Genomic DNA, 24,638 nt, shown 5'->3' on the forward strand with positions numbered 1-24,638 from the left:
CGCCCTGCCCTTATTCGATGTCCGACTCGTGCTCGAGATCGATCGGCTTGTTCCGGATCAACTCCCACACGGCCATCAGCGCGATCGCGCTGCAGGACAGCAGTGCCGGCAAGGGCAGCAGCGCGTTGGAATAGCCCAGCACGACCGACTGGCTGTCCATGCCGACGACCACCTGCTGCCAGGCGCCCCAGCCGACCAGGCCCGCCGCGACGATGACGGCGACGCGGATCAGCGCGGTGATGACACGCAGCGCGACGGGCTTCTTGCGCAGCGGCAGCAGCAGGCTGGTGAAGGCCATGTGCTCGCCGAGCGGGTAGGCGGCGGTCGCGCCGATGAAGACCATCCAGACGAACAGCAGCCGGGACAGCTCTTCGCTCGCATTGATGCCGCTGCCGAAGCCGTAGCGCAGCACGACGTTGATGAAAACGGCCAACGCCATCACGCCGAGGCACAGCGCCATGGCGGCTTCGCTGAGCATCTGCAGGCGGGAACGGCGCGCGGGGGCCGCTGATGCCGCTGATGCGGCGGGAGCGTCCGATGCGGGGGGCGTCATGGTCCGGTCTCCTGGTTGTTCTTTGGGGCGAGCAGCGTCAGCGCCAGATCGACCTGTTCCACCAGCGTCATCGCGGCGGGTACGGTGATGACGCCGGGTTCGCCGATGGGCGATTCCAGCGTGGCGAACTGGCTGTCGACCAGCGTGGTCGAAAAGAAGTGGCGGTCGGCGCGATCGGCGACACGTTGCAGCGCAAGCGCCTTGTCGATGTCGATGAACACGAAGCGCAACGCCGGGCAGGCGCGGCGCAGACGGTCGCGATAGGCGCGCTTCAGCGCGGAGCAACTGAGCACGACCGGCGACTGCTCGGCGAGCATTTGACCGAGGCGTTCCAGCCAGCCCCAGCGGTCTTCGTCGGTGAGCGGCTGACCTGCCTGCATCTTGGCGATGGAGGCCGGCGCATGGTGGGCGTCGCCCTCGATGAAGGGCCAATCGAGCGCCTGGGCGAGCGCCTGTCCGACGCTGGTCTTGCCGCAGCCGGCGACCCCCATCACGACGATGGCGCGCGCGGAGATCGAAGCGGCGGTGACGGTCGGCAAAGTCATTGGATAGCGCTATCCCAAGTTCTGAAAAGAGACGGCGAGCGGAGGGTTCCGGGGTCGCCGTCGAGTCCTCGTCGCACAGGAAAGCAGACGGGATAGCGCTATCTTAGGTGGTGCGCGCAGGCACCAAATCAGGGATTACGCGGGGTTTCGTGAGGCTCGCACGCACGGTCCTGGGGTCCGTCCCGGCTTCTTTCGCAGGAGGACAGCGCTATCCTCCCACCCATGAACGCGCCCTCCTCCAAACGCCGTCGCGCCACCGGCCGAGCCACGCTGCAGGACGTGGCCGCCGCCGCCGGCGTCAGCCCGATCACTGCGTCCCGCGCGCTTCGCGGCGAGCGCAGCGTGGCCGCGGAACTGGTCGAGCGCGTCACCGCCGCCGTCGCGCAACTGGGCTACGTGCCGGATCCGGCCGCGCGTGCGCTGGCCTCGGCACGCAGCAACCAGGTCGTGGTGCTGATCCCGCTGCTGTCGAACGCGCTGTTCGTGGATCTGCTCGATGCGGCCCAGCGCACGCTTCTGGCCGCCGGCTACCAGAGCCTCATCGGCGTCACGCACTACGACCCCGAAGAGGAAGAGGCGCTGCTGCGCACCTACCTCATGAACCGGCCAGCGGGCCTGCTGGTCACGGGCTTCGATCGCACCGACGCGTCGCGCGCCCTCCTCCAGGGCAGCGGCGTGCCTTGCGTCCATGTGATGGAGAACCGCGGCGGTGACACCGACAGCGGTCTGCATTCGGTCGGTTTCTCGCAGCAGGCGGCCGGCCATGCGATGACCGCCGAGCTGGTCCGGCGCGGCTACCGACGGATCGCGTTCGCCGCGGCGCAACTGGATCCGCGCACCCTGCAGCGGGCCGAAGGCTATCGCGCCGCGCTGGGCGCCGCGCACGATCCGGCGCTGGAGTTCATGGATGCCGCGCCGTCGTCGCTGGCACTGGGCGCGGTGATGTTCGAACGCGTGCTGCGCGAGGCGCCCGAGGTGGATGCGATCTTCTTCAACAACGACGACCTGGCGCAAGGCGCGCTGTTGCAGGCGCTGCGCCAGGGCGTGAAGGTGCCGGAGCGGGTGGCCGTCGTCGGCTTCAACGACCTGACCGGCGGCGACCAGATGCTGCCGCCGCTGAGCACCGTGCGCACGCCCAGACGGGAGATCGGCCTGGAGGCGGCGCGGATGCTGGTCGCGCTGATGCGCCACGAGGCAGTGCCCGAGGCCTGCATGGACCTGGGCTTCGAGCTGGTGCTGCGGGAGAGCTGTTAGGCGCCGGCGGACAGCGCCGGTCGTTCGACGACCAGCAGGCTGCTGCGAGGCGCCCAGAACGCGCTGACGCCGACCAGGCCGAAGGGATGCTGCGTCTCCAGCCGGATCAGCGGCAGCGGCTGCCGGCCCCGCCCGGCCGCGACCAGCGGCATCATCACCTGCTGGCGGGAGCGCGGCGCGAGATCGATCCAGCCGTTGACGCCCGGCGGCTTCGTCATCCCCAAGGTCACGGCGACGTCCCAGCGCGGGCGACCGGCGGGATTCGCCACTTCAAGGGCCACCATCACCTGGTCGCCGGGAAAGCACGGCAGCGGCGAGCCGCAACGCAGCCGCAGCCCACGCAGCGTCTGGATCCCGTGCCACAGGCAGCCGAGCGCGGCGGCCAGCAGCAGCGCGCCGGTGACGAAGGCGACCGGCGAATGGATCGCGGCGCCCAGCATCAGCAGCGGCATCGCGCAGGCGAGCACTGCAAAGAACAGCGGCGTCGGCGCGAGATGGAGGTCCCGCCACCGCAGGACGGCGTGGTCCTGGTCGCCCGCCTTGAAATCGGCATCGTTGGCGGCCGGCACGACGACGCGCGAGGCGGGAACGGACGCGCTGCGAACCGCGACGCTGGCGGGGAATGCCCGCTTCAGCGCCTGGCGGTGCAGCAGCGGGATCGGCGGATTGGGCGGCGGCATGGACACGGGAGTGAGCGGCAGAGCGCGTTGAAAACGATGCCGCTAATCTGCCCGCCCGCCCCGAAGAGGCCCATCGCCTCAACAAGTCATCCAGTTACGCCGCACTACTTATTGTTGCAGTCTCAATCCGCGATTCCAGGGGTGGGCGTGACAGGCATCACAACCGGTCGATCGTGCCCCGGTTCCGAGTCGCCCGGCGTCGCGGCGGCATCGGCCGTCGAGAACACCTTGCGGCCGCGCACGAGGTACGAATAGATCACCGGCACCACCACCAGCGTCAGGATGGTCGAGGTGATCACGCCGCCGATGATCGCGCGGCCCATGGGCGCCTGGATCTCGCCGCCCTCGTTGAGCGCGATGGCCATCGGCAGCATGCCGAACACCATCGCCGCCGTCGTCATGATGATCGGGCGCATCCGGATCAGGCCGGCCTGCAGCAGCGCCTCGGGCACGGACAGGCTCTGGTCCTTGCGCAGGTGGTTGGTGAAGTCGACCAGCAGGATGGCGTTCTTGGTCACCAGGCCCATCAGCATCACCAGGCCGATCATCGAGAAGATGTTCAGCGTCGTCTTCCACAGCAGCAGCGCGACCATGACGCCGATCAAGGCCAGCGGCAGCGAAGCCATGATCGCGATCGGCTGCACGAAGCTGCCGAACTGGCTGGCCAGCACGATGTAGATGAAGATCAGCGCCAGGCCCATCGCAATCATGAGGCCGTTGAAGGCTTCCGCCTGCTGCTTGCCGTCGCCGTCGACCATGAAGCTGATGCCCGGGGGCAGCTGCGTCTCCTTGATCAGCTTCTGCACGTCGGCGTTGACGTCGCCGCCCGGGCGGCCCTGCACGCCGGCGTACACCGCCTCGCGGCGCTGCAGGTTCTGGCGGCGGATCACCTCGGGGTTGAACACCGGCTCGATGGTGGCCACCTGCTCCAGCGAGATCGGCGAGCCGTCCTTGGCGAAGGCCACCGGCAGGTTGCGCATCTGCTCGATGCTCTGGCGCTGCGCCTTGGGCAGGCGCAGCAGCACCTCGACCTGGTTGCCGTCGGGCGTGGTCCAGTAGGTCGCGATGTCGCCGTTGACGTAGGCGCGCAGCGACGAGGCCACCTGCACCGCGTTCAGCCCGAGCTCGCGCACCGCGTTGTCGCGCAGCTTGACCGCGAAGGCCGGCAGGCCGGGCTTGACGGTGGTGTCGACGTCCACGGCGCCCTTGATCTTCTTGACCTTCTCGGCGAAGTCCTTGGCGACCTGCGTCAGCACTTCCGGATCGGAGCCGAGGATGGTCACCCACACCGGCCGGTTGAAGCCCACGCTGACCTCGACGCCGGGGATGCGCGCGATCTCGGCGCGGATCGCGTCCTCGACCTGCGTCTGGGTGCGCTTGCGCAGCTTGCGGTCGACCAGCGCGATGTCCAGGTTGGCCTGGTTGCGGCCGGTCGCCAGCCCTTCGCCGCTGCTGCCCACGACGGTCGCGACGGTCTTGATCTCCGGGAAGGTGGCGAGGATCTCCTCGACCTGCCGCACCTTGGCCTCGCCGCGTTCCAGACTCGTGGCCACCGGCATGCGCAGCGTCAGATGGGTGAAGCCCTGGTCGATCTGCGGCTGGAACTCGCTGCCCACCGCCGGCACCAGCAGGATCGCCAGCACGAAGCTGCCGACGCCCGACCATGCGACGATGCCGCGCGGCGTGATCGTCGCCAGGCGCAGTCGGCGCGGCTGGTCCTTCAGGCGCTGCGTGTCGGCCCCGAACGGGCGACCGAAGGCCGGCAGCGGGATCCGGAAGCGACGCGGCGAGAACACCCAGCGCAGCGTCTTCTCGTAGACGGTGTGGAGCACGTCCATGCCGGCGTCTGTCGCGCGGATCAGGTGGCCGATCACGGGCACCTTCTTGACGTAGGTGCTGGGCGGATCGGGCCACACCGACGACAGCATCGGGTCGAGCGTGAAGCTGACGAACAGCGACACCAGCACCGCCACCGCGACGGTGATGCCGAAGGGATAGAAGAACTTGCCGACGATGCCGCCCATGAAGGCGACGGGCACGAACACGGCGCAGATCGCGAAGGTCGTGGCCATGACGGCCAGGCCGATCTCGTTGGTGCCGTCCTCGGCCGCGCTGCGGTGGCCCTTGCCCATGCCGACATGGCGCACGATGTTCTCGCGCACGACGATGGCATCGTCGATCAGCAGCCCGATGCACAGGCTCAGCGCCATCATCGTCATGAAGTTCAGCGTGAAGCCGAAGGCGTAGATCGCGATGAAGCTGGAGATCACCGAGATCGGCAGCGTCAGCCCGGTGATGATGGTCGAGCGCCAGCTGTGCAGGAACAGGAACACGATGGCGATCGTCAGCAGCGCGCCTTCGATCAGCGTGTGGCGCAGGCCGTCCAGCGAATGCTTCACGAAGTCGCTGTTGACGTAGACCAGGCGCAGCTCCATGTCCTTGGGCAGCGACTTGCGCAGTTCCTCGACGGCGGCCTTCACCGCCTCGCCGGTCTGGACGATGTTGGCGTCCTGCTGCTTGAAGATGTTGAAGGTCACGGCCGGCTGGCCGTTGATGCGGGCGATGGAGTCGAGCTCGCGTTCTCGCTCGCTCAAAGTGCCCAGATCTCCGAGCGTCAGCGCCAGGTCGCCGCGGCGCGCGACGACGACGTTCACGAACTGCTTGGGATCCTTGACCTTGCCCTCGACGCGCAGCATCGCGTCGTCGAAGCGGTTGGAGATCAGGCCCACCGGCGCGTCCGTGTTGGCCGCGTTCAGCGCGGTGGAGATCTCCGCCGGGGTGATGTTGTAGGCGCGCAGGCGGGTCGGGTCCAGGTCGATGCGGACCTCGCGCACGGCCATGCCGCCGACGTCCACCTTGGCCACGCCCTCGACGCGGCCCAGGCGCTTGGAGACGTTCAGGTCGGCCAGCATCGACAGCTCGCGCAGCGTGCGGTTGGAGCTCATCAGCGCGGCCACGATGATGGGCTGCGCGTTCTCGCCCTGGAAGCGCTGCACCATGGGCGGCTTCACCTCGCGCGGGAACTGCGCCTGCGCGATCGCGACGCGGTCGCGGATCTCCTGCATGCCGCGGTTCATGTCGGCGCTCAGCGAGAACTCGACCGAGGTCTGCACCCGGCCTTCGAAGCTGCGCGACTGCACGCGCTCCACGCCGGCGATGGTGTTGAGCGCTTCTTCAAGCGGCTTGGCCACTTCGCGCTCGACGGCCTCGGGCGAGGCGCCCGGGTACTGGATGTCGATCTGCGCGCCGGGGAAGGTGATGTCGGGCGACTGCTCGACGCCCAGCTTGGAATAGGCGACCAGCCCCAGCACGCACAGCGCGACCATGACCATGGTGGCGAAGACGGGGTTGCGGATCGAGACGCGGGTCATCCACATGGGAAGCTCCTCGGCAGAAGTTGTTCTTGTTGTTGTGCTTACTGGGCGGCGCTGCCGCTCGCGGCGGCGCTGGCCACGCTGGCCTTCGGCGCGCGGATCTCGGCGCGCTCGCCCTCCTTGAGGTTGTCGAATCGCGCGCCCAGCACCTGCGACTGCGGCGTCACGCCGGCGAGGATCTCGACGCGGCCCTCACGCGGGTCGCGGCGGCCGGTGGTGACGATGCGGCGCACCAGGGTGCCCTTCTCGATCAGCCAGACGTGTTCCTGGCCGGACACGGCGCCGATCGCGGTCACCGGCACCGTCAGGCGCGGCTTGTCGTCGGCCAGTTCGACGCGGGCGACCGCGTACTGGCCGGCGCGGAAGCGCTCGCCGGGGTTGTCCAGCGACAGCGTGACGCCGATCGAGCGGGTGCCGGGCTCGGCGGCCGGCGAGATGCGCGCAATGCGGGCCGTCACCGGCTCGTCGAAGCCTTCGATGCGGAGCTGCACCGTCATGCCGGGCGACAGCTTGCTGACCTCGTGCATGCCGACCAGGCCTGCGAGTTCCAGCTTGGACAGGTCGACGATGGTCAGCACCGGCTGCTCGGCGGCCACCTTCTCGCCGGGCAGCGTGTGCCGCTTGGCGACGATGCCGTTGATCGGCGACACCAGCGCGGCCTGTCGCAGCAGCACTTCACTCGTGCCCAGCTGCGCCTTGGCCGACAGCATCTGGCCCTTGGCCGATTCGAGCTGGGCGCGGGAGTTGTCGAGCGCCGTCGGCGCGATGAAGTTCTGCGCCGCCAGGCCCTGGTTGGCCTTGTACTGGCGCTCGGACTGTTCGTACATGGCCTGCATGGCCTCGACGCTGGCGTTGCGCTCGGCGACCTTGTGGCGCAGTTCCTCCAGGTCCAGCTGACCCAGCGACTGGCCGGCGCTCACGCGGCTGCCTTCGGCGACCGCCAGGCGGTCCAGGCTGCCCGAGGCCTTGGCGCGGACGATCACGGTGTTGGGCGCGACCAGCGGGCCGGAGAACTCGATGACGCCGGGCATGGGCGCCATGACCGGCCTGACGATCTCGCCGGCCTGGAATTCCAGGGCGGGTTTGGCCTCGTCCTTCTTCGCGGCGGGAGCGCTGCTCCCGCTCGTGGCATACACGCCGGCGCCGCCCGCGAGGACCGCTACCGCCACACCACCCAACCACCATTGCTTGCGCATGATCTCCCCCATCCGTCGACACGGGATCACCCAATCGATGATCCTTGAATGCGGCGGAGTGTAGGAATCCCCAAATTGATGCGAAGGCCGGACGCGACGAATTGCAGATTGCGCGTCATGGCCTGCTTTTCTCCGGGACTGAAATTGGCGCCCTTCCCAGGGCCCGCATCAGATTGCGTGCAAGGGATCCCGCTTCGCGCACCGCCAATGGCTCCAGGCGCCGATGAGCGCGAACACGGCACCGGCCCAGAAGCAGGCGGCGTACCCATGACTTTCGGCCAACCAGGCGCCGCCCAGGCTGCCGAGCACGCCCGACACGCCGTAGCCCAGCACCGCGTAGAGCGCCTGCCCCCGCCCTTGCAGGCGGCCGGGGAAGTAGCGGCCGATCAGGCCGATGCAGGCCGTGTGCTGCGCCGCGAAGGTGACGGCATGGCAGCACTGCAGGAGCACCATCGCGGCGAGGCTGGCGCCCAGCCAGGCGGTACCGGCCATGCGCAGCGCCGCCAGCAACGCGGCGGCGACCAGCCAGTGGTGCAGGTGGTGTTGCCGCACCCAGCGCCCCTGGAGCGCGAACCAGCAGATCTCCGTCGCCACCGACACCGCCCACAGCGCCCCCACCTGCCCCTTGCCATAACCGAGCCGGTCCAGGTAGAGGCTGTAGAACGCGTAGATCGCCGTGTGCGCGAGCACCGTGAAGAACATGCCGAGGAAGAACCAGCCGACCTCGGGCCGGCGCAGCGTGTCGGCGATGGACACCGGCTCGGCCGCGTCGTGCTGGATGGCCGCGCGCCTGGGCAGACGCCAGGCGGCGATGACCAGCGTCGTCAGTCCGACCACGATGGTCCACGGGAACACCGACATCCCCGCCCAGTCGAACCACCAGCCGCCGCCGACGACGGTCGCCAGGAAACCCACCGAGCCCCACAGCCGGACGCGTCCGTAGCGCTTCGGATCCATGCCGCCGCTGGCCGCGAGCTCATGCGCGATCAAGGCCTCGTTGAGCGGCGTCACGCAGGCGTTGAAGAAGTACATCAGGAAAACGACCAGCGTCAGTCCGATGACCGGCGCCGCGCCCGAGGTGGAGGTGGCCGGCACGAGCAGCAGCCCGAGCGCGCTGACCCAGCAGGCCAGCGCCGCGGCGCGGATCAGCTCCACGCGTCGTCCGCTGCGATCGGCCACCAGGCCCCAGAGGTAGGGCGCGAACAGCCGCGTCCAGCTCTGCATCGACACCAGCAGCCCGATCGCGACGACCGGCAGGCCCAGGGACTTGTACCAGAGCGGCGCGAACGGGTTGAACAGCCCGATGCTGCCGTAGTAGGCGCAGCCAAGCAGCGCGCTGGCGCGCAGCACGCGGCGGCTGTCAGCCACCGTCAGTCACCCGTCGGGCGTTGACCCGCGATCGCGGGAATCGGGAGCTCGACATCCCCGCACTGCGCGCGGTCCATCAGCACATGGTCCATGACCACCAGCGCCAGCATCGCCTCGGCGATCGGCGTTGCGCGGATGCCGACGCAGGGATCGTGGCGGCCGAAGGTCTCCACCGTCGTCGGCTCGCCGGCGCGGTTGATCGACGCCTTGGGCGTCCTGATCGAGCTGGTCGGCTTGATCGCGATCGAGACGCGCAGGTCCTGGCCGCTGGAGATGCCGCCCAGCACGCCGCCGGCGTTGTTGCTGGCGAAGCCCTGCGGCGTCAGCTCGTCGCCATGCTGGCTGCCGCGCTGGCGCACGCTCTCGAAGCCCGCGCCGATCTCCACGCCCTTGACCGCGTTGATGCCCATCATCGCGTAGGCGATGTCGGCGTCGAGCTTGTCGAACAGCGGTTGACCCAGGCCGGCCGGCATGCCGGTGGCCTCGACCATCAGCCGCGCGCCGACGGAGTCCCCGTCCTTGCGCAGCGCGTCCATGTAGTCTTCCAGCGCCTGGATCTGCGAGACGTTGGCGGCGAAGAACGGGTTCTGGCCGACGTGCTCCCAGCCCTCGAAGGCAAGGTCGATCTCGCCGAGCGCCGTCATGCAGCCGCGGAAACCGATGCCCAGTTCCTCCTGCAGCCATTTGCGCGCCACCGCGCCGGCCGCCACCATCGGCGCCGTCAGGCGCGCCGACGAGCGCCCGCCGCCGCGCGGGTCGCGCAGGCCGTACTTGCGCCAGTAGGTGTAGTCGGCATGGCCGGGACGGAAGGTGTCGAGGATGTTGCCGTAGTCCTTGCTGCGCTGGTCCACGTTGCGGATCAGCAGGCAGATCGGCGTGCCGGTGGTCAGGCCCTCGTAGACGCCGGACAGGATCTCGACCTGGTCGGGCTCCTGGCGCTGCGTCACGTGACGCGAGGTACCGGGACGGCGACGGTCCAACTCGGGCTGGATGTCCGCCGCCGACAGCGCCAGCCCCGGCGGGCAGCCGTCGATCACGCAGCCGATGGCCGGACCGTGGCTCTCGCCGAAGTTGGTGACGCGAAACAAGCTGCCGAAAGTGCTGCCGGACATCTGGAGGACCTGCCGAGGCGAGAAACCGAAGCCGTCGATTCTACGAGCGGCCCCTGCCCTCGCGACCCGTCATGCGCCCGACATCGCGCTCACGAGCTCATCAATCGGACAACTCAGCGCTCGGGGACGACGATGTGTCGACGGCGGCCTCATCAATGACGACCGGCGTGACGACCTCGCCCCGCGCGATGCGCGCCTGCGCCTCGGGATCGCGCTCGAACACCGCGATCGATTCGACGTGGGCCGTGTGCGGGAACATGTTGACCGCGCCGGCCTTCGTGCAGCGGTAGCCGGCCACGTGCACCAGCAGTCCCGCATCGCGCGCCAGCGTCGACGGTGCGCACGACACGTAGACGATGCGTTCCGGCGGCGTCCAGCCCGGCGCCAGCGACGGAGCCTTGATCAGGTCGGCCAGCGCCTTCACCAGCGCGAATGCGCCTTCGCGCGGCGGATCGATCAGCCAGCGGTCGGACACGCCGTCGGCGGCCAGCAGCTGCGGCGTCATCTCGAACAGGTTGCGGGCGACGAAGCTCGCCTTGTGGTCCAGGCGGTTGCGCTTCGCGTTCTCGCGCGAGCGCTGCACCAGCGCCTCGCTGCCCTCGATGCCCAGCACCTCGCGCGCCTGCGTGGCCAGCGGCAGCGTGAAGTTGCCCAGGCCGCAGAACCAGTCGATGACACGCTCCTCCTTCTGCACGCCCAGCAGCCGTAGCGCGCGGCCGACCAGCACCGTGTTGATGTGGTGGTTGACCTGCGTGAAGTCGGTCGGCTTGAACGGCATCACCACGCCGAACTCCGGCAGCGTGTAGGCCAGCTCGGGCCCGTCCTGGTCGAGCAGGTGCACCGTGTCCGGCCCCTTGGGCTGCAGCCACCATTGCACGCCGTGCTCGGCCGCGAAGGCGCGCAGCCTGGCGATGTCGCCCGGGCTCAGCGGCTCCAGGTGGCGCAGCACCAGCGCGATGACCTGCGTGCCGTCCGTGTCGCCGATGGCCAGCTCGATCTGCGGCAGCCGGTCGCGCGCGTCCATCGCGCCGACCAGTTCGCGCATCGGCATCAGCATCGCGCTGACCTTCTCGGGCAGCACCTTGCAGACCTGCATGTCGGCGATGTAGCGGCTCTTGCGTTCATGGAAGCCGACCAGCACGTGGCCCTTCTTCGGCACGTAACGCACCGACAGGCGCGCGCGATAGCGGTAGCCGGTGGCCGGGCCCTCGATCGGGCGCAGCAGCGCCTCGGTCCTGACCTTGCCGAGGTGCCAGAGGTTGTCCTCGAGCACGCGCTGCTTGACGGCGACCTGGGCGCCCGGATGCAGATGCTGCATCTTGCAGCCGCCGCAGGCGCCCGGGTGCAGGCCGAAATGCGGGCAGACCGGGCGCACGCGCTGCGAGCTCTCGCGACGCATCGCGACCATCACGGCCTGCTCCCACTTGTTCTTCTTGCGGCCTACGGTGACCTGGACTTCCTCGCCGGGCAAGGCGCCCTCGATGAACACCACCTTGCCTTCGCTGTTGTGGGCGACGCCCTGCGCTTCAAGGTCCAGCGAGTCGACCTTCAGCCATTCCGATACATCAGTCATGGGGGCGCATTATCCCAGCGCCCCGCACGCGGGTCGGGAGGACCGCCTCAGAAGATCGAATCCCGGCTGATGCCCTGCCGCATCATGTTGCGCTTGAGCTTGGCCAGGGCCTCGATCTGGATCTGCCGGATGCGTTCGCGCGTGAGGCTGAGCCGCACGGCGAGGATGTCGAGCGTCTCGGGCTCGCGGTCCGCGAGGCCGTAGCGACCGGCGAGCACTTCGCGCTCGCGGTCGCTGAGCGAGGCCAGTCCGCCCTTGAGCAGGTCCTCGAGTTCATGGCTGAGGCGATGTCCCGCCGGATCGACCGCCTGCTCGTCCGCGACCAGGTCCAGCATGGACTCGCCGCCTTCGCCGTTGCGGTCGACCGGCGAATCCAGCGAGCTCGGCAGCTCCGCGTAGGCCAGCAGCTCGGCGACCTCCTGGACCGGCCGGCCGAGCGCCTGCGCCACGTCCTCGGCGCGCACGCCGCCTTCGCCGCCCTGTTGCGCCGCCAGCGACTCCAGCGCGCGACGTGCCTTCAGCACCTGATTGAGTTCGCGCACGATGTGCACCGGCAGCCGGACCAGGCGCGCCTGATGCATCAGCGCGCGTTCCACCGCCTGGCGGATCCACCAGCTGGCGTAGGTCGAGAAACGGAAGCCGCGTTCGGGCTCGAACTTGCCGATCGCATGCATCAGGCCGAGGTTGCCTTCCTCGATGAGATCGCTCATCGGCAGGCCGCGGCCCAGGTAGTTCTTGGCGATGCTGACGACCAGGCGCAGGTTGTGCTCGATCATCGCCTGGCGCGCCTCGAAGTCGCCGGCACGCGCCTTCACGGCGGTGTCGTACTCTTCCTGCGGGGTCAGCAGCGGCGTGCGCCGGATGTCGCGCAGGTAGGCCTGCAGCGCGTTGGTGGCGTCGCCGTCGGCGGGGCCGAGATCGCCCTTGCCCGCCTTGGCCTTCTTGCCGTCCTCGGACTCGACGCCGCGCAGCACGCGGACGTCGTCGTCATCGTCGGTGGCGGCCTCGACCGGACCGGACGCGTCGGCGTCGTCACGCGATGCGGGCTCGCGTTCGCCGTCGTGGTCATGGCCGTCGTGGTGACCGTCATGGTGGCCGTTGCCGTCATGCCCCTCATGGCCGTCGTCATGGCCCGCGGCATCCCGCCCGGCACCATCTCCCGCATCGTGGCCATCGGCGGCCAGCTCGGGCGGCAGCTTGAAGCGGCCGGGATGAACGGGTCGATCCAGGCCGTCAGGCAGAAGTCCGTCAGTCGAAGAGGCGCGATGCAAGGTCATGTTGCGGCGCCTCCTTGAGCGCCTCTAGCGCGCGGGCAACAACTTGGACGGATCGATCGGCTTGCCTTGCTTGCGCACTTCGAAGTGCAGCTTCACCGAATCCGCGTCGCTGGAACCCATCTCGGCGATCTTCTGGCCCTTGCGCACCACCTGGTCTTCCTTGACCAGCAGGGTCTGGTTATGCGCGTAGGCCGTCAGATAGTTCGTGCTGTGCTTGATGATGATCATGTTGCCGTATCCGCGCAACCCCGCGCCCGCATACATCACGCGGCCATCGGCGGCGGCGAAGACCGGATCGCCGGCCTTGCCGGAGAAGGCCATGCCCTTGTTGCGGACCTCGTCGAAGCCGGCGGCCACGGCGCCGGAGGCGGGCCAGCCCCAGATGATGTCGTCGTCGTCCTTGGTGACGGCGGGCGCGCTGGGCGCCGTGACACCGCTGGCGGGCGCGGACGCCGCGGCGGTCGTCGTCGCCGGAGCCGGGGACTTGCCATCCAGCGGACGCGTCTCCACCTTCGACGTCGTCAGCGGTCTGGTGGTCGCCGCGGTCGGGTCGAGGCCCGGCGGCACCACGCGCAAGACCTGACCCACCTCGATCAGGTTGGGGTTGTCCATGCCGTTCCAGCGGGCCACGTCCTTCCAGCCCTGGCCGTTGTCCATGGCGATGCGGATCAGCGTGTCGCCGGGCTTGACGGTGTAGTAGCCGGGCTTGCCGGCGTTCTCGGCGCCGGGCAGCGGTTTCGATTCCGGGGCCGGCGTGATGGCCGTGCCGGGGATGGCCGGCGAGGCGGCCTTGCCCACGGGGCGATCCTCCACCGGTGCGCGGTGCGGGGTGTTCTGGCAGCCGGAGAGCGCGAGCACCGCCGCGGTGACCCAGAGCAGCGGGGAACGGAAGAGTGGTTGCATGCGCGAAGTTGTCATATGGAAAGCCGAAGCGCGGGGAGGCAAACGGGAGGCCGGCGCGCTACAGGACCCCTGATTTTAGGGGCACGAACAGGACGGCCTCATGCAGGCTGCGCAGGAAACGCGAGCCCGCGGCGTCGCGGACATGATCGATCAGGACCAGGACTTGCCCCCGGCCGCTGGGCGCGGTCATGGGCGCGACCAGCCGGCCGCCGGGCGCGAGCTGGTCCAGCCAGGCCTGCGGGATGTCGTCGCCGCCGGCGGCGGAGATGATGCTGTCGTAGGGCGCCGAGGGCCGGTGGCCGAGCATGCCGTCGCCGTAGACGAGCCGGATCTGGTGATGGCCCACGAGATTGGCGCGCGCCTTGTCGTGCAGCGGCTTGAGCCGTTCGACCGACACCACCTGTTTGGCCAGCTGCATCAGCAGCGCGGCCTGGTAACCGCAGCCGGTGCCGATCTCGAGCACCTTGCCCAGATGGCCGCGCTGGCGCGCGCCGGGGGCGTCGAGCATCAGCGCCATCATCCGGCCGACGACGGAGGGCTTGGAGATCGTCTGCCCGTGGCCGATCGGCAGGCTGGTGTCCTCGTACGCCTGCGTGGCGAGCGCGGAGTCGACGAAATGATGGCGCTGCACGGTGGCCAGCGCCTGCAGCACGCGCTCGTCGGACAGGCCTTCGCGGCGCAGCCGCTCCACCATGCGTTGACGCACGCCCGCCGAATCGAGGCCCAGCCCGATCGGCGTGGTCTGCCGCGCCTTGATGGCGGCGGCCTGCTGCCAGTGGCCTTGCGGCTTGAGCGGCTCGCGCGCCTCGGCGGCCGCAGCCGCAGCGGCCACGCTCGGTGCGCCCGGCCGGGTCGATCCGAGCTTGTCCAGCGACAGCGGAAAACGCTTGGGCCGGGGCGGCAAGGAGGTCATGGACGGCCGTCGGTCTGCAGTTGCTGGCGCCAGTGGCCCAGCGTGGCGTGTTCGGTGAGGTCGACCTGCAGCGGCGTGACCGACACGGCGCCGTTGGCGGTCGCGTGGAAGTCGGTGCCCTCGCCCGCTTCGCGCTCGGCGCCGGCGGGGCCGATCCAGTAGATCATGTCGCCGCGCGGGCTGCGCTGCTGGATGGTGGCTTCGCTCGCATGCCGGCGGCCCAGGCGCGTGATGCGACGCGGCAAGGACGTGGCGTCCGCGCGGTTCGGGATGTTGACGCTCAGGAGGAAGGGTTTGTCGAGCCCGCCGGCGATGACGTCCTGGATCAGCGTCCGCATCACGGCCGTGGCGGCGTCCAGGTGGCCCCAGCCCTTCTCGACCTGCGAGAAGGCGATGGAGGGCACGCCGAAGAGGTAGCCCTCGGTCGCGGCGGCGACGGTGCCCGAATAGAGGGTGTCGTCGCCCATGTTGGCGCCGTTGTTGATGCCGGACAGCACCAGGTCGGGCTTGTAGTCCAGCAGCCCGGTCAGGGCCAGGTGGACGCAGTCCGACGGCGTGCCGTTGACATAGCGGTAGCCGTTGGAGGCGGTGTAGACCGACAGCGGCCGGTGCAGCGTGAGGGAGTTGGACGTGCCGCTGGCGTTCTGCTCGGGGGCGATGACTTCCACGGTGCCTAGCCCTTCGCAGGCGCGGACCAGGGCGGCGAGTCCGGGGGCCAGGTAGCCGTCGTCGTTGGCGATGAGGATGCGCATGGGCGGCATTGTAGGCAGGCCGTCACCCCGGCGACGCGAGGGTCCACCCGTGCTGCCTATCATGCGCCCGGCGACCCCGGCCAGGGGCCGGATCCAATGGAACCAGGAGACGAGACATGAAGGCATGGCTGTGCGAGAACCCGGTCGGCGTCGAGGCGCTGCAGTGGAAGGAACTGCCCTCCCCGACGCCCGGCCCGGGCCAGCTGAAGGTGGCGATCAAGGCGGCGAGCCTGAACTTCCCCGACCTGCTGATCGTGCAGAACAAGTACCAGATGAAGCCGCCGCTGCCCTTTGTGCCGGGCACCGAGTTCGCCGGCATCGTCGAGGCGGTCGGCGACGGCGTGACCGGCTTCAAGCCGGGCGACGCGGTGGCGGCGTTCACCGGCACCGGCGGGTTCGGTACCGAGGCGCTGGTCCCGGCGGCGCTGGCCTTGCCGCTGCCGCCGGGCTTCCCGTTCGAGGACGCGGCCGCCTTCATCTGCACCTATGCGACCAGCCACCACGCGCTGATCGACCGCGCCGCGCTGCAAGCCGGCGAGACGGTGCTGATCCTGGGCGCGGCGGGCGGCGTCGGGACGGCGGCGATCCAGATCGCCAAGGCGGCCGGCGCGCGGGTGATCGCGGCCGCCTCGTCGGACGAGAAGTGTGCGCGTTGCCGGGAGATCGGCGCCGATGCCACGATCAACTACGCGAGCGGCTCCCTGCGCGACGAGATCAAGGCCCTGACCGAAGGCAAGGGTCCGGACGTCATCTACGACCCGGTGGGCGGCGACCTGGCGGAGGCGGCCTTCCGCTCGATCGGCTGGCGCGGGCGTTACCTGGTGGTCGGCTTCGCCCAGGGCAGCATCCCGGCCCTGCCGCTGAACCTGGCGCTGCTCAAGGGCGCGTCGCTGGTCGGCGTCTTCTGGGGAGAGTTCGCGAAGCGCGAACCCAAGCGCAACGCCGCGATGATGATGGCGCTGGCCCAGTGGTACGCGGCCGGCAAGATCCGGCCGGTCATCGACCAGGTGCTGCCGATGGAGGAACTGCCGCGGGCGTTCGCGCGCATGGCCTCGCGGCAGGTGGTGGGCAAGCTGGTGGTGGTGAACGGCTGACCGTCCTGCCGCTGCTGCCGCCCCGGCATTCCGCTGAGGACAGTCCGTCGGACGACTTGGGGACGACCGGGGGAGGTAGCGTCCGCCGACACCCTGTTTCACGGGGCATGCAAGCCCGGGGGGCGCTGCTAGGATGCGGCCAGCTATCGCTCCCCACACCATGGCCGTCAAAGTTCTCATCGTCGAAGACAACCCCGTCGCCCGCAGCTTCCTGTGCCGCGTGGTGCGCGAAAGCTTCAGCGACGGCATGGAGATCACCGAGGCCGGCGACCTGGAAGGCGCACGCCGCCAGCTGGCCAAGGTGGAGGCCGAATCGCCCGCCACGGGCTACAAGCTGATCCTGATCGACCTGGAGCTGCCGGACGGCAACGGGATGGAGTTCCTGGGCGAGCTCGCCGGCAAGCCGGCGGTCAAGATCGTCACCACCCTGTATTCGGACGACGACCACCTCTTCCCCGCGCTGCAACGCGGCGCGGACGGCTACCTGCTCAAGGAAGACCGTTTCGAGGTGCTGGTGGAAGAGCTGCAGCGCATCGTGCGCGGCCAGCCGCCGCTCTCGCCGGCGATCGCGCGCCGGTTGCTGTCGCACTTCCGTCCGGGGTCGACCGGCGATTCCGGCCCGATGGGGCTGAACTCCGGCTTCGGCAGCCTGACCTCCTCGGCCACGCCCAGCAGCCGCGGCGTCACGCTGGATCCGGTGCCCGAATGGGAACGCCTGACCCCGCGCGAGAACGAGGTGCTGACCTACCTCAGCAAGGGGTTCACGATCAAGGAGATCGCGAACCTGATGGGCATCAAGTGGTTCACCGTCAACGACCATATCAAGAGCATCTACAAGAAGCTCAACGTGTCGAGCCGCGCGGAAGCCGCGGTGCTGGCTTCCAAGCAAGGCCTGGTTTGACCGCGGAGGGCACCGGCCCTCACGCCCCGCCTGATCACCACTGATACCGCGCCTTGGCGTAGTACTGGCGGCCATTCGCGCCGAACGGCGAGAACTGGTTGTAGGCCAGGATCCCGCCGACGGCGTTCACCGCGATCACCCGATCGGGATAGCGGTTGGTGACGTTGTCGATGCCGGCGCTGAGCGACCAGGCGCCCTGCTCCCACCCTGCCGACAGATCGAGCAGCCACGCCGGCCCGAAGGTCTGGTCGTTGGCCGCGTTGGACTGGCGGATCACGAAGCTGCCGTAACGGCTGGCCGCCACGCGTCCGATCCACGGCCCCCAGCGATGCTCGGCGCCGAGCACCAGCTTGTCCTTCGGCGACCCGATCGTGGCGCGCGCCAGCGAGACGCGGTCGATCAGTTCCAGGCCGTTGGCGGTCAGGATCGCCGGGTTGTCGTCGACATGCCGGATCGAGTTCTTGTTGTGGTTGTAGGCCACCGTGTACTGGCCGCGCCCTGCGCCGCCCCAGTCCTGCTGCCAGGTGCTCACGACGTCCACGCCCCGCGTGCGGGTGTCCAGCGCGTTGGTGAAGTAGCGCCCGGCGCTGACCAGCACGCCCTGCGCCGCCAGCTGATTGCGCAGCGCGGCCGGCAAGGTCAGGTTGGCCGACAGCAGGATGCGGTCGTCGATGTCGATCTGGTAGACGTCCACCGTCGTCTGCCACTGCGCCAGCGGCTGCAGCAGCAGGCCCAGGCTCACGTTGCGCGACTTCTCCGCCTTGAGCGGCTTCGCACCCAGCGCCGCCGCGGCGGCGGACTCCACCGGGAAGGTGCCGGCATCGACCAGCGCGCCGTTGATGAGGTTGGTCGAGGTGGTGGCGAAGTACTGCTGCGCCAGCGACGGCGCGCGGAAGCCGGTGGACACGGTGCCGCGCAGTGCGACGGCCGGCGACCACGCATAGCGGCCGGACAGCTTCGCCGAGGTCGCGTTGCCGAAGTCGTTGTAGTGCTCGGCCCGCAGCGCGGCGGAGGCGCTGAAAGCCTTGGTCACCTGGCCTTCGAGGCTCGCATAGGCAGCGACGTCGTGCCGCGAATGCGCGCCGGCGTTGCTCGGCTGGAAGCCTGGGAAGCCGGACGCGCCGCCGCCCTGATAGGACGCGGGCTCGCCAGCGTCGATCTCGTAGCGCTCGCGACGGGCTTCGGCGCCCAAGGCCAGCGTCCATGGCGCGGCAAGGCCGAGATCGACCTCGTGCGACAGGTCCAGGTTCAGCACGGTCTGCTGATTGCTCAGGCGGCCGGCGTCGAAGCGTGTCGGGCTTGCATTGCCGAGCGAGTAGTTGGCCGTGTTCGCCACATCGATGTCGAAGCGGTTGCGCCCATGGTTGATGCTCGCGTCCCAGGACCAGCCGGCGAGTTCGCCGCGCACGCCGGCGACGATGCCGGTGTCGACCGTGGTGCTGTCCTGCAAGGGCAGGAAGCCTTCGGGATACAGCCCGGCGACGTTGTTCGCGACGGCGGTCGCGCGAGTCCGCCAGAACGCGGCGGAGACCGTGTCGCGGTGGCTGAGCGTGGCGACGGCATAAGCCTGCAGGCTGCCGGTGAGCGCGATCTCCGCGTTGATCACGGCGGACTGCTGATGGCTGTCCGGATCGCCGAGGCGGTTGTTGACCTGACCGAGCCGGGGTTCCGTCGCCGCATCGCGCGTGTCGACGTCGGCCCGGTTGGTGCGCTGCTGATGGCGGTTCTCCAGCGCGAACCGGATCCACCCGTCCTGGCCGAGCGAGAAGCCGGCGCTGGCCGCTTCGGTGTGGCGGAAGCCGTCGCCCGAGTCGGTCTGACCGACCTCGGCGCTGACGCTGCCGCCCTTGGCGCCCTTCTTCAGCACGATGTTGATCACGCCGGCGATCGCATCGGAGCCGTACTGCGCGGCGGCGCCGTCGCGCAGCACCTCGACGCGCTCGATCGCGGCGAACGGGATGGTGTTCAGGTCCACCGGCGCGGAGCCGCGGCCCTGCGTGCCGTTGATGTTGACGACGGCGGTGGTGTGGCGGCGCTTGCCGTCGATCAGCACGAGGGTCTGGTCGGGCGACAGTCCGCGCAGCTGGGCGGGCCGCACGGCGTCGGAGGCGTCGGTCAGCGAGGGACGCGGAAAGTTCAACGACGGCAGCAGTTGACCCAGCGCCGTCGCGAGTTCGGAGGTCCCGGTGCGTTGCAGGTCGGCAACGCTGAGCACGTCGACCGGCGATTCGGACTCCGCGACCGTGCGGTTCACGCGACGGGTGCCGGTGACCACGACCTGCTGAAGCTGGTCGGACGGTGCGGTCGCGGCGGACGTCGAGATCGACGTCTGGGTCTGGCTCTGCGCCTGGACGGCCGGTGCGAGGCTGGCGATGGCGGCGAGCGCGACGGCGCTCAGCGGGATTCCGGCGTTCAGCGGACGGAAGGACGAACGAGCGGGCGAGCGAAGGGACAAGCGAGAAGACATGGGGGCTTTCGGGGATTCATCAGTCACGACAACCCCATAGCCTGCGGGCGTCGGCGTGCCCGGCCAACGAAGCTCCGCGCACATGCTCATGCGAAGACTGTGATCGCCTTCGCTCTCCAACGATGCTCAACCCGCAACCGTGGCTTCAGGCCCGAAGTCGGTGATCGATCTTTTCTCGGATCGCGCCGGTGTCGTCGAGCCCGAACACCATGTCGTTGGCCACCTTCGTCAGACGTTCGATGTCCGGCTTGGTGATGTCTCCCAGGTCGTTGACGACCACCAGCGAATCGAAACTCCCCGCATGTGCCTTCAGATGCTGAAGGGTGATGGTTGTCAGGCGGGCCTTGTCCGCCCCCTTCACGCCGAACACGTACAGCGGCGCATGAATCCCTTGCACGAAAAAGTCGACGGGGTAGTTGTCGCCTCCTGGAACATCCGGATCGACGTAGTCCCGGATCAGACGATCCCCCCCGACCACATTGCGCAAGACCGAGTTCAGGTCGTCGTAGAACGTCGATTCGACGCGACCTCGACTCCACAGTCCCAGATCTTCCAGCCGCGACATCCCGCGCCCGAGGCGAAACAGTCCGCGCGCCAGATCGTCGGCGCCCACGATGATGAACAGTTCACCATCGTCCTCCGAGATTCCGGACTCCCGCATGACCTGCTCGTACAACCTGCCGCGAGCCCCGCTCAGCAACTTCGGCAGATCGTTCTCGTAGCTCAGGCGCATCAACGTGTTGGCCCGGTCACTGATCCGCCAGCCATCGCCCTGCTGCGTCAGATGTGCCACGAGGTGATCGCCGTCCCTGCCCTCGAACGGAAGCGAGACCATCCACTGCCCTCGCCGCTCGACGAGCTGCATCTCCTGACACACCAACTCGCACAACCGCTCTTGAAGATTTGCAGCAGTCATGTTCAGTACTCCACGTCAAAGACACCCTGCGTCATCTCTCCAGCGATCTTGACGGTCATCGGAAGATTCGCGATGGCACAAAGATGCACCAGATGGCGCGTGGCCCCGCACAGGTCAGCATATGCATCGCAGCGAATGGCGAAATGCTCTGCCTTCCTTCCGTCCGCCATGTATCGCTCGGTCGCAAAATGGACATGGCTGAGATAGTCGAGGCGTTCACCCTCCAGCGGATTGCCATGGCGGTGATAAGGGCCATTGCAACGTACCAGCGTGACCTCTTCGCCGTCCTGGTCCAGGAGGCTCAACCCGCAAGAGAAGGATTCAGGCTCCTCCAGGTTCTGTCGCTGGTAGACGCGGAACTTGAACCGGCCATCCGCGCTCTCCGCATCGAAAGTCCTGCGAATCGAGCCCTTCTGCTCGATCCATCGAGCCCGCGGATTCCGAACCGTCTTGGGCATCTCGATCAATGCCTTGATCGACTCGTCAGTCATCAACTTCGTCATGTGCACCACCTTCAGCACGCTTGAGATTGATGACCAGTCTAGGCAGCCCCGGAGAAGGTCCATTTCACCCAGTCGGCAAGAACACAACAGCGCCCCTCCGTTGATCTGAAGGTCGTCGGAGTCGTGTTATCGCAGCTGCGTCAGCACCACCGCCAGCGTCCCCAGCGACAGCACGGTCGACACCAGCGTGGTGGTCGACGACACCCCGACGTCCCGTCGGTAGAACTCGGCCAGCATGAACGGCCCGGTGCCGGTGGGCAGCGCGGCGAGCAGCACGGCGGCGTCCGCGCTGTGCGGCGGCAACATGAAGACGTGATTCGCCAGCCACCACGTCAGGCCCGGCAACGCGAGCAGCTTCACCGCCACCAGCGCCCACGCGGTGCCGCGATCGGCGCGCCGCACGGGGCAGTCCGCGAGAAACACCCCCAGCGCCACGAGGGCACACGGCGTCGCCGCCTGGCCGAGCAGCTGCAGGAAGGTGTGCGCCACGGCCGGCAGCGCAACACCTGTCCCCGACCACGCCGCGCCGAGCAGCGGCGACAGCACCAGCGGATGCTTCAGCGAGCGCCAGAGCGCCGCGCCCACCCGACCGGCCCGGCTGCGTTCGCCGCCTTGCAGGCCGAGCTCGATCAGCACGATCGCGACGGAGAACAGCACGCACACGACGATCAAGGTCGCGATCGTCGCCTCGACCTGGCTGCCGCGACCGAAGACGAGCAGGCACAGCGGCAGGCCCACGTAGCCGGTGTTGGAGTAGGACGCCGCCACGGCCTCGACCGACGCGTCCGCCATCGGACGTCCGGCGCGCAACCGCACGAGGAAGACAGTCGCGAAGATCATTGCCGTCGCCAGGCCGAAGGCACCGACGAAGCCGGGCTGCCACAACGCCGCCCAGCTGCTGTGCGCGGTGATGTCGAAGAGCAGCGCCGGCAGTGCCAGCCACACCACGAAGGCGTTGAGCACGCTGGCCGCATGGCCGTCGAGCAGCGACAACCTGCGCGCGCCGTACCCGGCGGCGATCAGGCCGAATAGCGGAAGGAGGATGGTCAGCGTCGCGAGCATGGACGGCGCATCACGTCGCCGGCCGCTGGGTCTCGCCCCACTGCGGATTGATCAGCGCGAAGGTCTCGTGATCGCGCCACGCGCCGTCGATGAACAGGTAACGCGGGCTGAAGCCCTCGCGGCGGAAACCCAGCCGCTCCAGCACGCGACGGCTGCGCGCGTTCTCCGGTCTCACCGACGCCTGCAGGCGATGCAGCGACACCGCCGGCCCGAAGACCTCGTCGATCAGATGCGTCAGCGCCTCCTGCATCAGCCCTGTGCCGACGCAACCCTCGTCCAGGCTGTAGCCCAGCATCGCACTCTGGAACACGCCGCGCACCACGTCGGACACCGCGCACACGCCGATCACGCGCTCCGGCGCCTCGGCCAGCGACAGCCAGTAGCGCCAGATGGTGCCCGCGTCGAAGGCCTTATCCTCGCGGCCCAGACGGGCCCGCGTGACATCGAGCTCCCAATGATCGGCCGGCCGCGTCGGATCCCAGCGGGCGAAGTGCGCCAGGTTGCGCGACTGGAAGGCGATCGTCGCCTCGGCCAATGCGGGCGTGGAAGACCGCATCAGCAGACGCCCGGTCCGCAGCAGCTTGAGCGGGGATCCGGGTCGGAAGCCCGCAGGCGGATCGGCCGGCACGCCGGCGGGGAAGTCGACAGGTGGAACAGACATGGCGCAACTGTAGTCCCCCGGCTCGACGACGAATCCGGATGTCGCAATCGGCTCAGAAGATGTCGTTTGTGACCGTTCATGCCTCCGAACGCCATCGATAGAGTTCACTTCGTTGTCCAACCCCTTCGATCTGACAAGGAGCTCACCATGAAGGTTTTCGCCATCGCCACGCCCACCGCCTCGCTGACCCCGCAGGCGATCGAGTCGCACATGCCCGCCGAAGTGCACGACACCGTCCGCCTCTACCTCGGCGGCAAGGTCGAGCAGTTCTGGTTCCAGGAGAAAGCCGGTCCGATCTTCCTGATGGACGTCCCGTCGGTGGAAGACGCCAAGGCCACGCTGGACGCGCTGCCGCTGGTCGCCGACGGACTCATGAGCTATGAACTGCGCCCCGTCGTGCCGCTGATGCCGCTCGCGCGGCTGATTCCGGCGAAGTGATCGTCGCCCGACCGGACGTTCCGTCGAAGGTCCGGTCGGACGGGACGATCCGGCTCCCGCGGGCTCAGCGCAGATCGTTGCGCAGCTCGCGGACGCCGCGTCCCAGTCGCTGACGGAGCAACGTCCCCAGCGTCGCGCCGTCGGCATAACCGACCTCCGCCGCGATGGCCTCGAGGTCCTGCCCGCTGCCGTGCAGCAGCGATTGGGCGCGCTCGACGCGCAGGTCCTGGAAATAGTCCAGCGGCGACTTTCCCAGCACCGCCTGGCACCGCCGCTGCAACGTGCGTGCGGTCGTCGCCAGCGCACCGGCCGCATCCTGCAGCGAGAAGCCGTCCTTCAGGCGCCCGCGCGCCCAGCGCTCGAAACTGAGGATCAACGGATCCGATTGCGCCAGGTGATTCGGGATGATGTACGGCGCCTGCAGGCTGCGGATGTCGGCGAGGAGATAGCGCGACACCAGCGCGGCCAGTTCCGGACTCGCCTTGCGGATCAGCCACAGCGCCAGGTCGAGGTGCCCCATCGCCGCGCCCGCGGTGACGCCGACATCGGTCGGCACCAGCATCCGCGATTCGTCGAGCGCGACCTTCGGGTAGCGCTGCCGGAACAGCGGCGACAGCGACCAGGTCGTCGTCGCTTCGCGCCCGTCGAGCAGACCCGCCTCCGCGACGACGAAGGTTCCGATGCAGGACGCGCCGATCGGCACACCCTTCGCATGCCAGGTCCGCAGCTGATCCATCGCATCGGCCACGTCGCGCCGTTCGAGCGCGGGCAGCAGGCGGTCGGGCGTCGTCGCGGCCAGCGCGGGCAGGACGACCCAGTCCGGCCGCGACCGCGACGAGATCTCCTGGACGGGCACCGTCAACCCCTGTCCGGAGCGCACCCGCTTGCGCACGCCCACGACCGTCACGTCGAACGGCGGCGCCAGACCCGGCAGCAAGGCCGACAGGTTGTTGGCCGCGCGCAGCGCATCGAGCGTGACAGCCAGGCCGGTATCGAAATGGCCTTCGAGCGCGAGCACCGACACCTTCATGTCGCAATCCATTTGTTGTTCATCATTTGCGACTCTATCAGCCGGCGACCTGCCGCGCCGGACCTG

22 protein-coding genes are annotated in these 24,638 nt (G+C 68.8%); 4 read left to right on the plus strand and 18 right to left on the minus strand.

Features of this window, described 5'->3' with window-relative positions; genetic code table 11:
- Positions 1–10: 10 nt before the first annotated feature.
- Together ACQZ13_RS16015 and ACQZ13_RS16020 are read right to left on the minus strand one after the other, a co-directional pair.
- Positions 11–553, minus strand: a complete 543-nt coding sequence (locus ACQZ13_RS16015; RefSeq protein ID WP_431046082.1) for a TRAP transporter small permease — start codon at positions 551–553, stop codon at positions 11–13.
- Positions 550–1,098, minus strand: coding sequence for a gluconokinase (locus ACQZ13_RS16020; RefSeq protein WP_431046084.1), 549 nt, complete (start codon positions 1,096–1,098; stop codon positions 550–552). The genes ACQZ13_RS16015 and ACQZ13_RS16020 overlap by 4 nt, the downstream gene beginning before the upstream one ends.
- 222 nt (positions 1,099–1,320) lie before the next feature.
- Here ACQZ13_RS16020 and ACQZ13_RS16025 point away from each other — a divergent pair, with 222 nt between their 5' ends.
- The gene (locus tag ACQZ13_RS16025; RefSeq protein WP_431046086.1) at positions 1,321–2,352 is read left to right on the plus strand and encodes a LacI family DNA-binding transcriptional regulator; all 1,032 of its coding nucleotides are present in this window, start codon (positions 1,321–1,323) and stop codon (positions 2,350–2,352) included.
- Here ACQZ13_RS16025 and ACQZ13_RS16030 read toward each other — a convergent pair.
- The 10 genes from ACQZ13_RS16030 to surE form a co-directional block, all read right to left on the minus strand.
- A complete protein-coding gene (locus ACQZ13_RS16030) occupies positions 2,349–3,038 on the minus strand; it encodes a hypothetical protein (protein WP_431046088.1) in 690 nt (229 codons plus the stop codon). The genes ACQZ13_RS16025 and ACQZ13_RS16030 overlap by 4 nt on opposite strands.
- Before the next feature lie 116 nt (positions 3,039–3,154).
- Positions 3,155–6,409 (minus strand): efflux RND transporter permease subunit, encoded by a 3,255-nt coding sequence (locus tag ACQZ13_RS16035; protein ID WP_431046090.1) that lies wholly within the window; start codon positions 6,407–6,409, stop codon positions 3,155–3,157.
- A 38-nt stretch (positions 6,410–6,447) separates the two neighbouring features.
- Positions 6,448–7,602: an efflux RND transporter periplasmic adaptor subunit gene (locus tag ACQZ13_RS16040; RefSeq protein ID WP_431046092.1), complete on the minus strand. Its 1,155-nt coding sequence runs from the start codon at positions 7,600–7,602 to the stop codon at positions 6,448–6,450.
- Between the two features lie 168 nt (positions 7,603–7,770).
- Entirely contained in the window at positions 7,771–8,970 is a 1,200-nt protein-coding gene (locus ACQZ13_RS16045) for an MFS transporter (protein WP_431046094.1), read from the minus strand.
- 2 nt (positions 8,971–8,972) lie between these two features.
- Positions 8,973–10,082, minus strand: a complete 1,110-nt coding sequence (gene aroC / locus ACQZ13_RS16050) for a chorismate synthase (RefSeq protein ID WP_431046096.1) — start codon at positions 10,080–10,082, stop codon at positions 8,973–8,975.
- 100 nt (positions 10,083–10,182) lie between these two features.
- Positions 10,183–11,655 (minus strand): 23S rRNA (uracil(1939)-C(5))-methyltransferase RlmD, encoded by a 1,473-nt coding sequence (rlmD, locus tag ACQZ13_RS16055; protein ID WP_431046098.1) that lies wholly within the window; start codon positions 11,653–11,655, stop codon positions 10,183–10,185.
- Between the two features lie 47 nt (positions 11,656–11,702).
- A complete protein-coding gene (gene rpoS / locus ACQZ13_RS16060) occupies positions 11,703–12,932 on the minus strand; it encodes an RNA polymerase sigma factor RpoS (RefSeq protein WP_431046100.1) in 1,230 nt (409 codons plus the stop codon).
- Between the two features lie 24 nt (positions 12,933–12,956).
- Entirely contained in the window at positions 12,957–13,835 is an 879-nt protein-coding gene (locus ACQZ13_RS16065) for a peptidoglycan DD-metalloendopeptidase family protein (RefSeq protein WP_088404376.1), read from the minus strand.
- 58 nt (positions 13,836–13,893) lie between these two features.
- On the minus strand, positions 13,894–14,748 hold the full coding sequence (locus ACQZ13_RS16070) for a protein-L-isoaspartate(D-aspartate) O-methyltransferase (RefSeq protein WP_431046103.1): 855 nt from the start codon (positions 14,746–14,748) through the stop codon (positions 13,894–13,896).
- The gene (gene surE, locus ACQZ13_RS16075; RefSeq protein WP_431046105.1) at positions 14,745–15,500 is read right to left on the minus strand and encodes a 5'/3'-nucleotidase SurE; all 756 of its coding nucleotides are present in this window, start codon (positions 15,498–15,500) and stop codon (positions 14,745–14,747) included. The genes ACQZ13_RS16070 and surE overlap by 4 nt, the downstream gene beginning before the upstream one ends.
- Positions 15,501–15,616: 116 nt before the next feature.
- Between surE and ACQZ13_RS16080 the strand changes: the two genes are divergently transcribed.
- Complete coding sequence (locus ACQZ13_RS16080) at positions 15,617–16,594, plus strand: NADPH:quinone oxidoreductase family protein (RefSeq protein ID WP_431046106.1); 978 nt, start codon at positions 15,617–15,619, stop codon at positions 16,592–16,594.
- A gap of 160 nt (positions 16,595–16,754) precedes the next feature.
- Entirely contained in the window at positions 16,755–17,495 is a 741-nt protein-coding gene (locus ACQZ13_RS16085) for a LuxR C-terminal-related transcriptional regulator (protein ID WP_088404380.1), read from the plus strand.
- Positions 17,496–17,529: 34 nt separating this feature from the next.
- Here ACQZ13_RS16085 and ACQZ13_RS16090 read toward each other — a convergent pair whose 3' ends face one another.
- From ACQZ13_RS16090 to ACQZ13_RS16110, 5 genes are all read right to left on the minus strand, one after another.
- A complete protein-coding gene (locus ACQZ13_RS16090; RefSeq protein WP_431046109.1) occupies positions 17,530–19,962 on the minus strand; it encodes a TonB-dependent receptor plug domain-containing protein in 2,433 nt (810 codons plus the stop codon).
- 145 nt (positions 19,963–20,107) lie between these two features.
- A complete protein-coding gene (locus ACQZ13_RS16095) occupies positions 20,108–20,878 on the minus strand; it encodes a DUF1828 domain-containing protein (protein WP_431046111.1) in 771 nt (256 codons plus the stop codon).
- A 2-nt stretch (positions 20,879–20,880) separates the two neighbouring features.
- Positions 20,881–21,381 carry a DUF6978 family protein gene (locus ACQZ13_RS16100; protein ID WP_431046113.1) on the minus strand — a complete coding sequence of 167 codons (501 nt, stop codon included), beginning with the start codon at positions 21,379–21,381 and terminating at the stop codon, positions 20,881–20,883.
- A gap of 126 nt (positions 21,382–21,507) precedes the next feature.
- On the minus strand, positions 21,508–22,443 hold the full coding sequence (locus tag ACQZ13_RS16105; RefSeq protein ID WP_431046115.1) for an AEC family transporter: 936 nt from the start codon (positions 22,441–22,443) through the stop codon (positions 21,508–21,510).
- A 10-nt stretch (positions 22,444–22,453) separates the two neighbouring features.
- Complete coding sequence (locus ACQZ13_RS16110) at positions 22,454–23,104, minus strand: GNAT family N-acetyltransferase (RefSeq protein ID WP_431046117.1); 651 nt, start codon at positions 23,102–23,104, stop codon at positions 22,454–22,456.
- Positions 23,105–23,251: 147 nt separating this feature from the next.
- On the opposite strand from ACQZ13_RS16110, the gene ACQZ13_RS16115 reads away from it, so the two are divergent.
- Complete coding sequence (locus tag ACQZ13_RS16115; protein WP_431046119.1) at positions 23,252–23,542, plus strand: hypothetical protein; 291 nt, start codon at positions 23,252–23,254, stop codon at positions 23,540–23,542.
- Positions 23,543–23,606: 64 nt separating this feature from the next.
- Here the strand turns inward: ACQZ13_RS16115 and ACQZ13_RS16120 are convergent, their stop codons facing one another.
- On the minus strand, positions 23,607–24,572 hold the full coding sequence (locus ACQZ13_RS16120; protein ID WP_431053256.1) for a GlxA family transcriptional regulator: 966 nt from the start codon (positions 24,570–24,572) through the stop codon (positions 23,607–23,609).
- Between the last annotated feature and the right edge of the window lie 66 nt (positions 24,573–24,638).

The organism is Roseateles sp. L2-2, from assembly GCF_050613215.1.
GTDB classification, from domain to species: Bacteria; Pseudomonadota; Gammaproteobacteria; order Burkholderiales; family Burkholderiaceae_C; genus Roseateles; species Roseateles noduli.

Coding starts and splice junctions, on each gene's coding strand:
- ACQZ13_RS16015 (WP_431046082.1), bottom strand. CDS start 553: ATGACGCCCCCCGCATCGGACGCTCCCGCCGCATCAGCGGCATCAGCG.
- ACQZ13_RS16020 (WP_431046084.1), bottom strand. CDS start 1,098: ATGACTTTGCCGACCGTCACCGCCGCTTCGATCTCCGCGCGCGCCATC.
- ACQZ13_RS16025 (WP_431046086.1), top strand. CDS start 1,321: ATGAACGCGCCCTCCTCCAAACGCCGTCGCGCCACCGGCCGAGCCACG.
- ACQZ13_RS16035 (WP_431046090.1), bottom strand. CDS start 6,409: ATGTGGATGACCCGCGTCTCGATCCGCAACCCCGTCTTCGCCACCATG.
- ACQZ13_RS16040 (WP_431046092.1), bottom strand. CDS start 7,602: ATGCGCAAGCAATGGTGGTTGGGTGGTGTGGCGGTAGCGGTCCTCGCG.
- aroC (WP_431046096.1), bottom strand. CDS start 10,082: ATGTCCGGCAGCACTTTCGGCAGCTTGTTTCGCGTCACCAACTTCGGC.
- rlmD (WP_431046098.1), bottom strand. CDS start 11,655: ATGACTGATGTATCGGAATGGCTGAAGGTCGACTCGCTGGACCTTGAA.
- rpoS (WP_431046100.1), bottom strand. CDS start 12,932: ATGACCTTGCATCGCGCCTCTTCGACTGACGGACTTCTGCCTGACGGC.
- ACQZ13_RS16065 (WP_088404376.1), bottom strand. CDS start 13,835: ATGCAACCACTCTTCCGTTCCCCGCTGCTCTGGGTCACCGCGGCGGTG.
- ACQZ13_RS16070 (WP_431046103.1), bottom strand. CDS start 14,748: ATGACCTCCTTGCCGCCCCGGCCCAAGCGTTTTCCGCTGTCGCTGGAC.
- surE (WP_431046105.1), bottom strand. CDS start 15,500: ATGCGCATCCTCATCGCCAACGACGACGGCTACCTGGCCCCCGGACTC.
- ACQZ13_RS16080 (WP_431046106.1), top strand. CDS start 15,617: ATGAAGGCATGGCTGTGCGAGAACCCGGTCGGCGTCGAGGCGCTGCAG.
- ACQZ13_RS16085 (WP_088404380.1), top strand. CDS start 16,755: ATGGCCGTCAAAGTTCTCATCGTCGAAGACAACCCCGTCGCCCGCAGC.
- ACQZ13_RS16090 (WP_431046109.1), bottom strand. CDS start 19,962: ATGTCTTCTCGCTTGTCCCTTCGCTCGCCCGCTCGTTCGTCCTTCCGT.
- ACQZ13_RS16095 (WP_431046111.1), bottom strand. CDS start 20,878: ATGACTGCTGCAAATCTTCAAGAGCGGTTGTGCGAGTTGGTGTGTCAG.
- ACQZ13_RS16100 (WP_431046113.1), bottom strand. CDS start 21,381: ATGACGAAGTTGATGACTGACGAGTCGATCAAGGCATTGATCGAGATG.
- ACQZ13_RS16105 (WP_431046115.1), bottom strand. CDS start 22,443: ATGCTCGCGACGCTGACCATCCTCCTTCCGCTATTCGGCCTGATCGCC.
- ACQZ13_RS16110 (WP_431046117.1), bottom strand. CDS start 23,104: ATGTCTGTTCCACCTGTCGACTTCCCCGCCGGCGTGCCGGCCGATCCG.
- ACQZ13_RS16115 (WP_431046119.1), top strand. CDS start 23,252: ATGAAGGTTTTCGCCATCGCCACGCCCACCGCCTCGCTGACCCCGCAG.
- ACQZ13_RS16120 (WP_431053256.1), bottom strand. CDS start 24,572: ATGAAGGTGTCGGTGCTCGCGCTCGAAGGCCATTTCGATACCGGCCTG.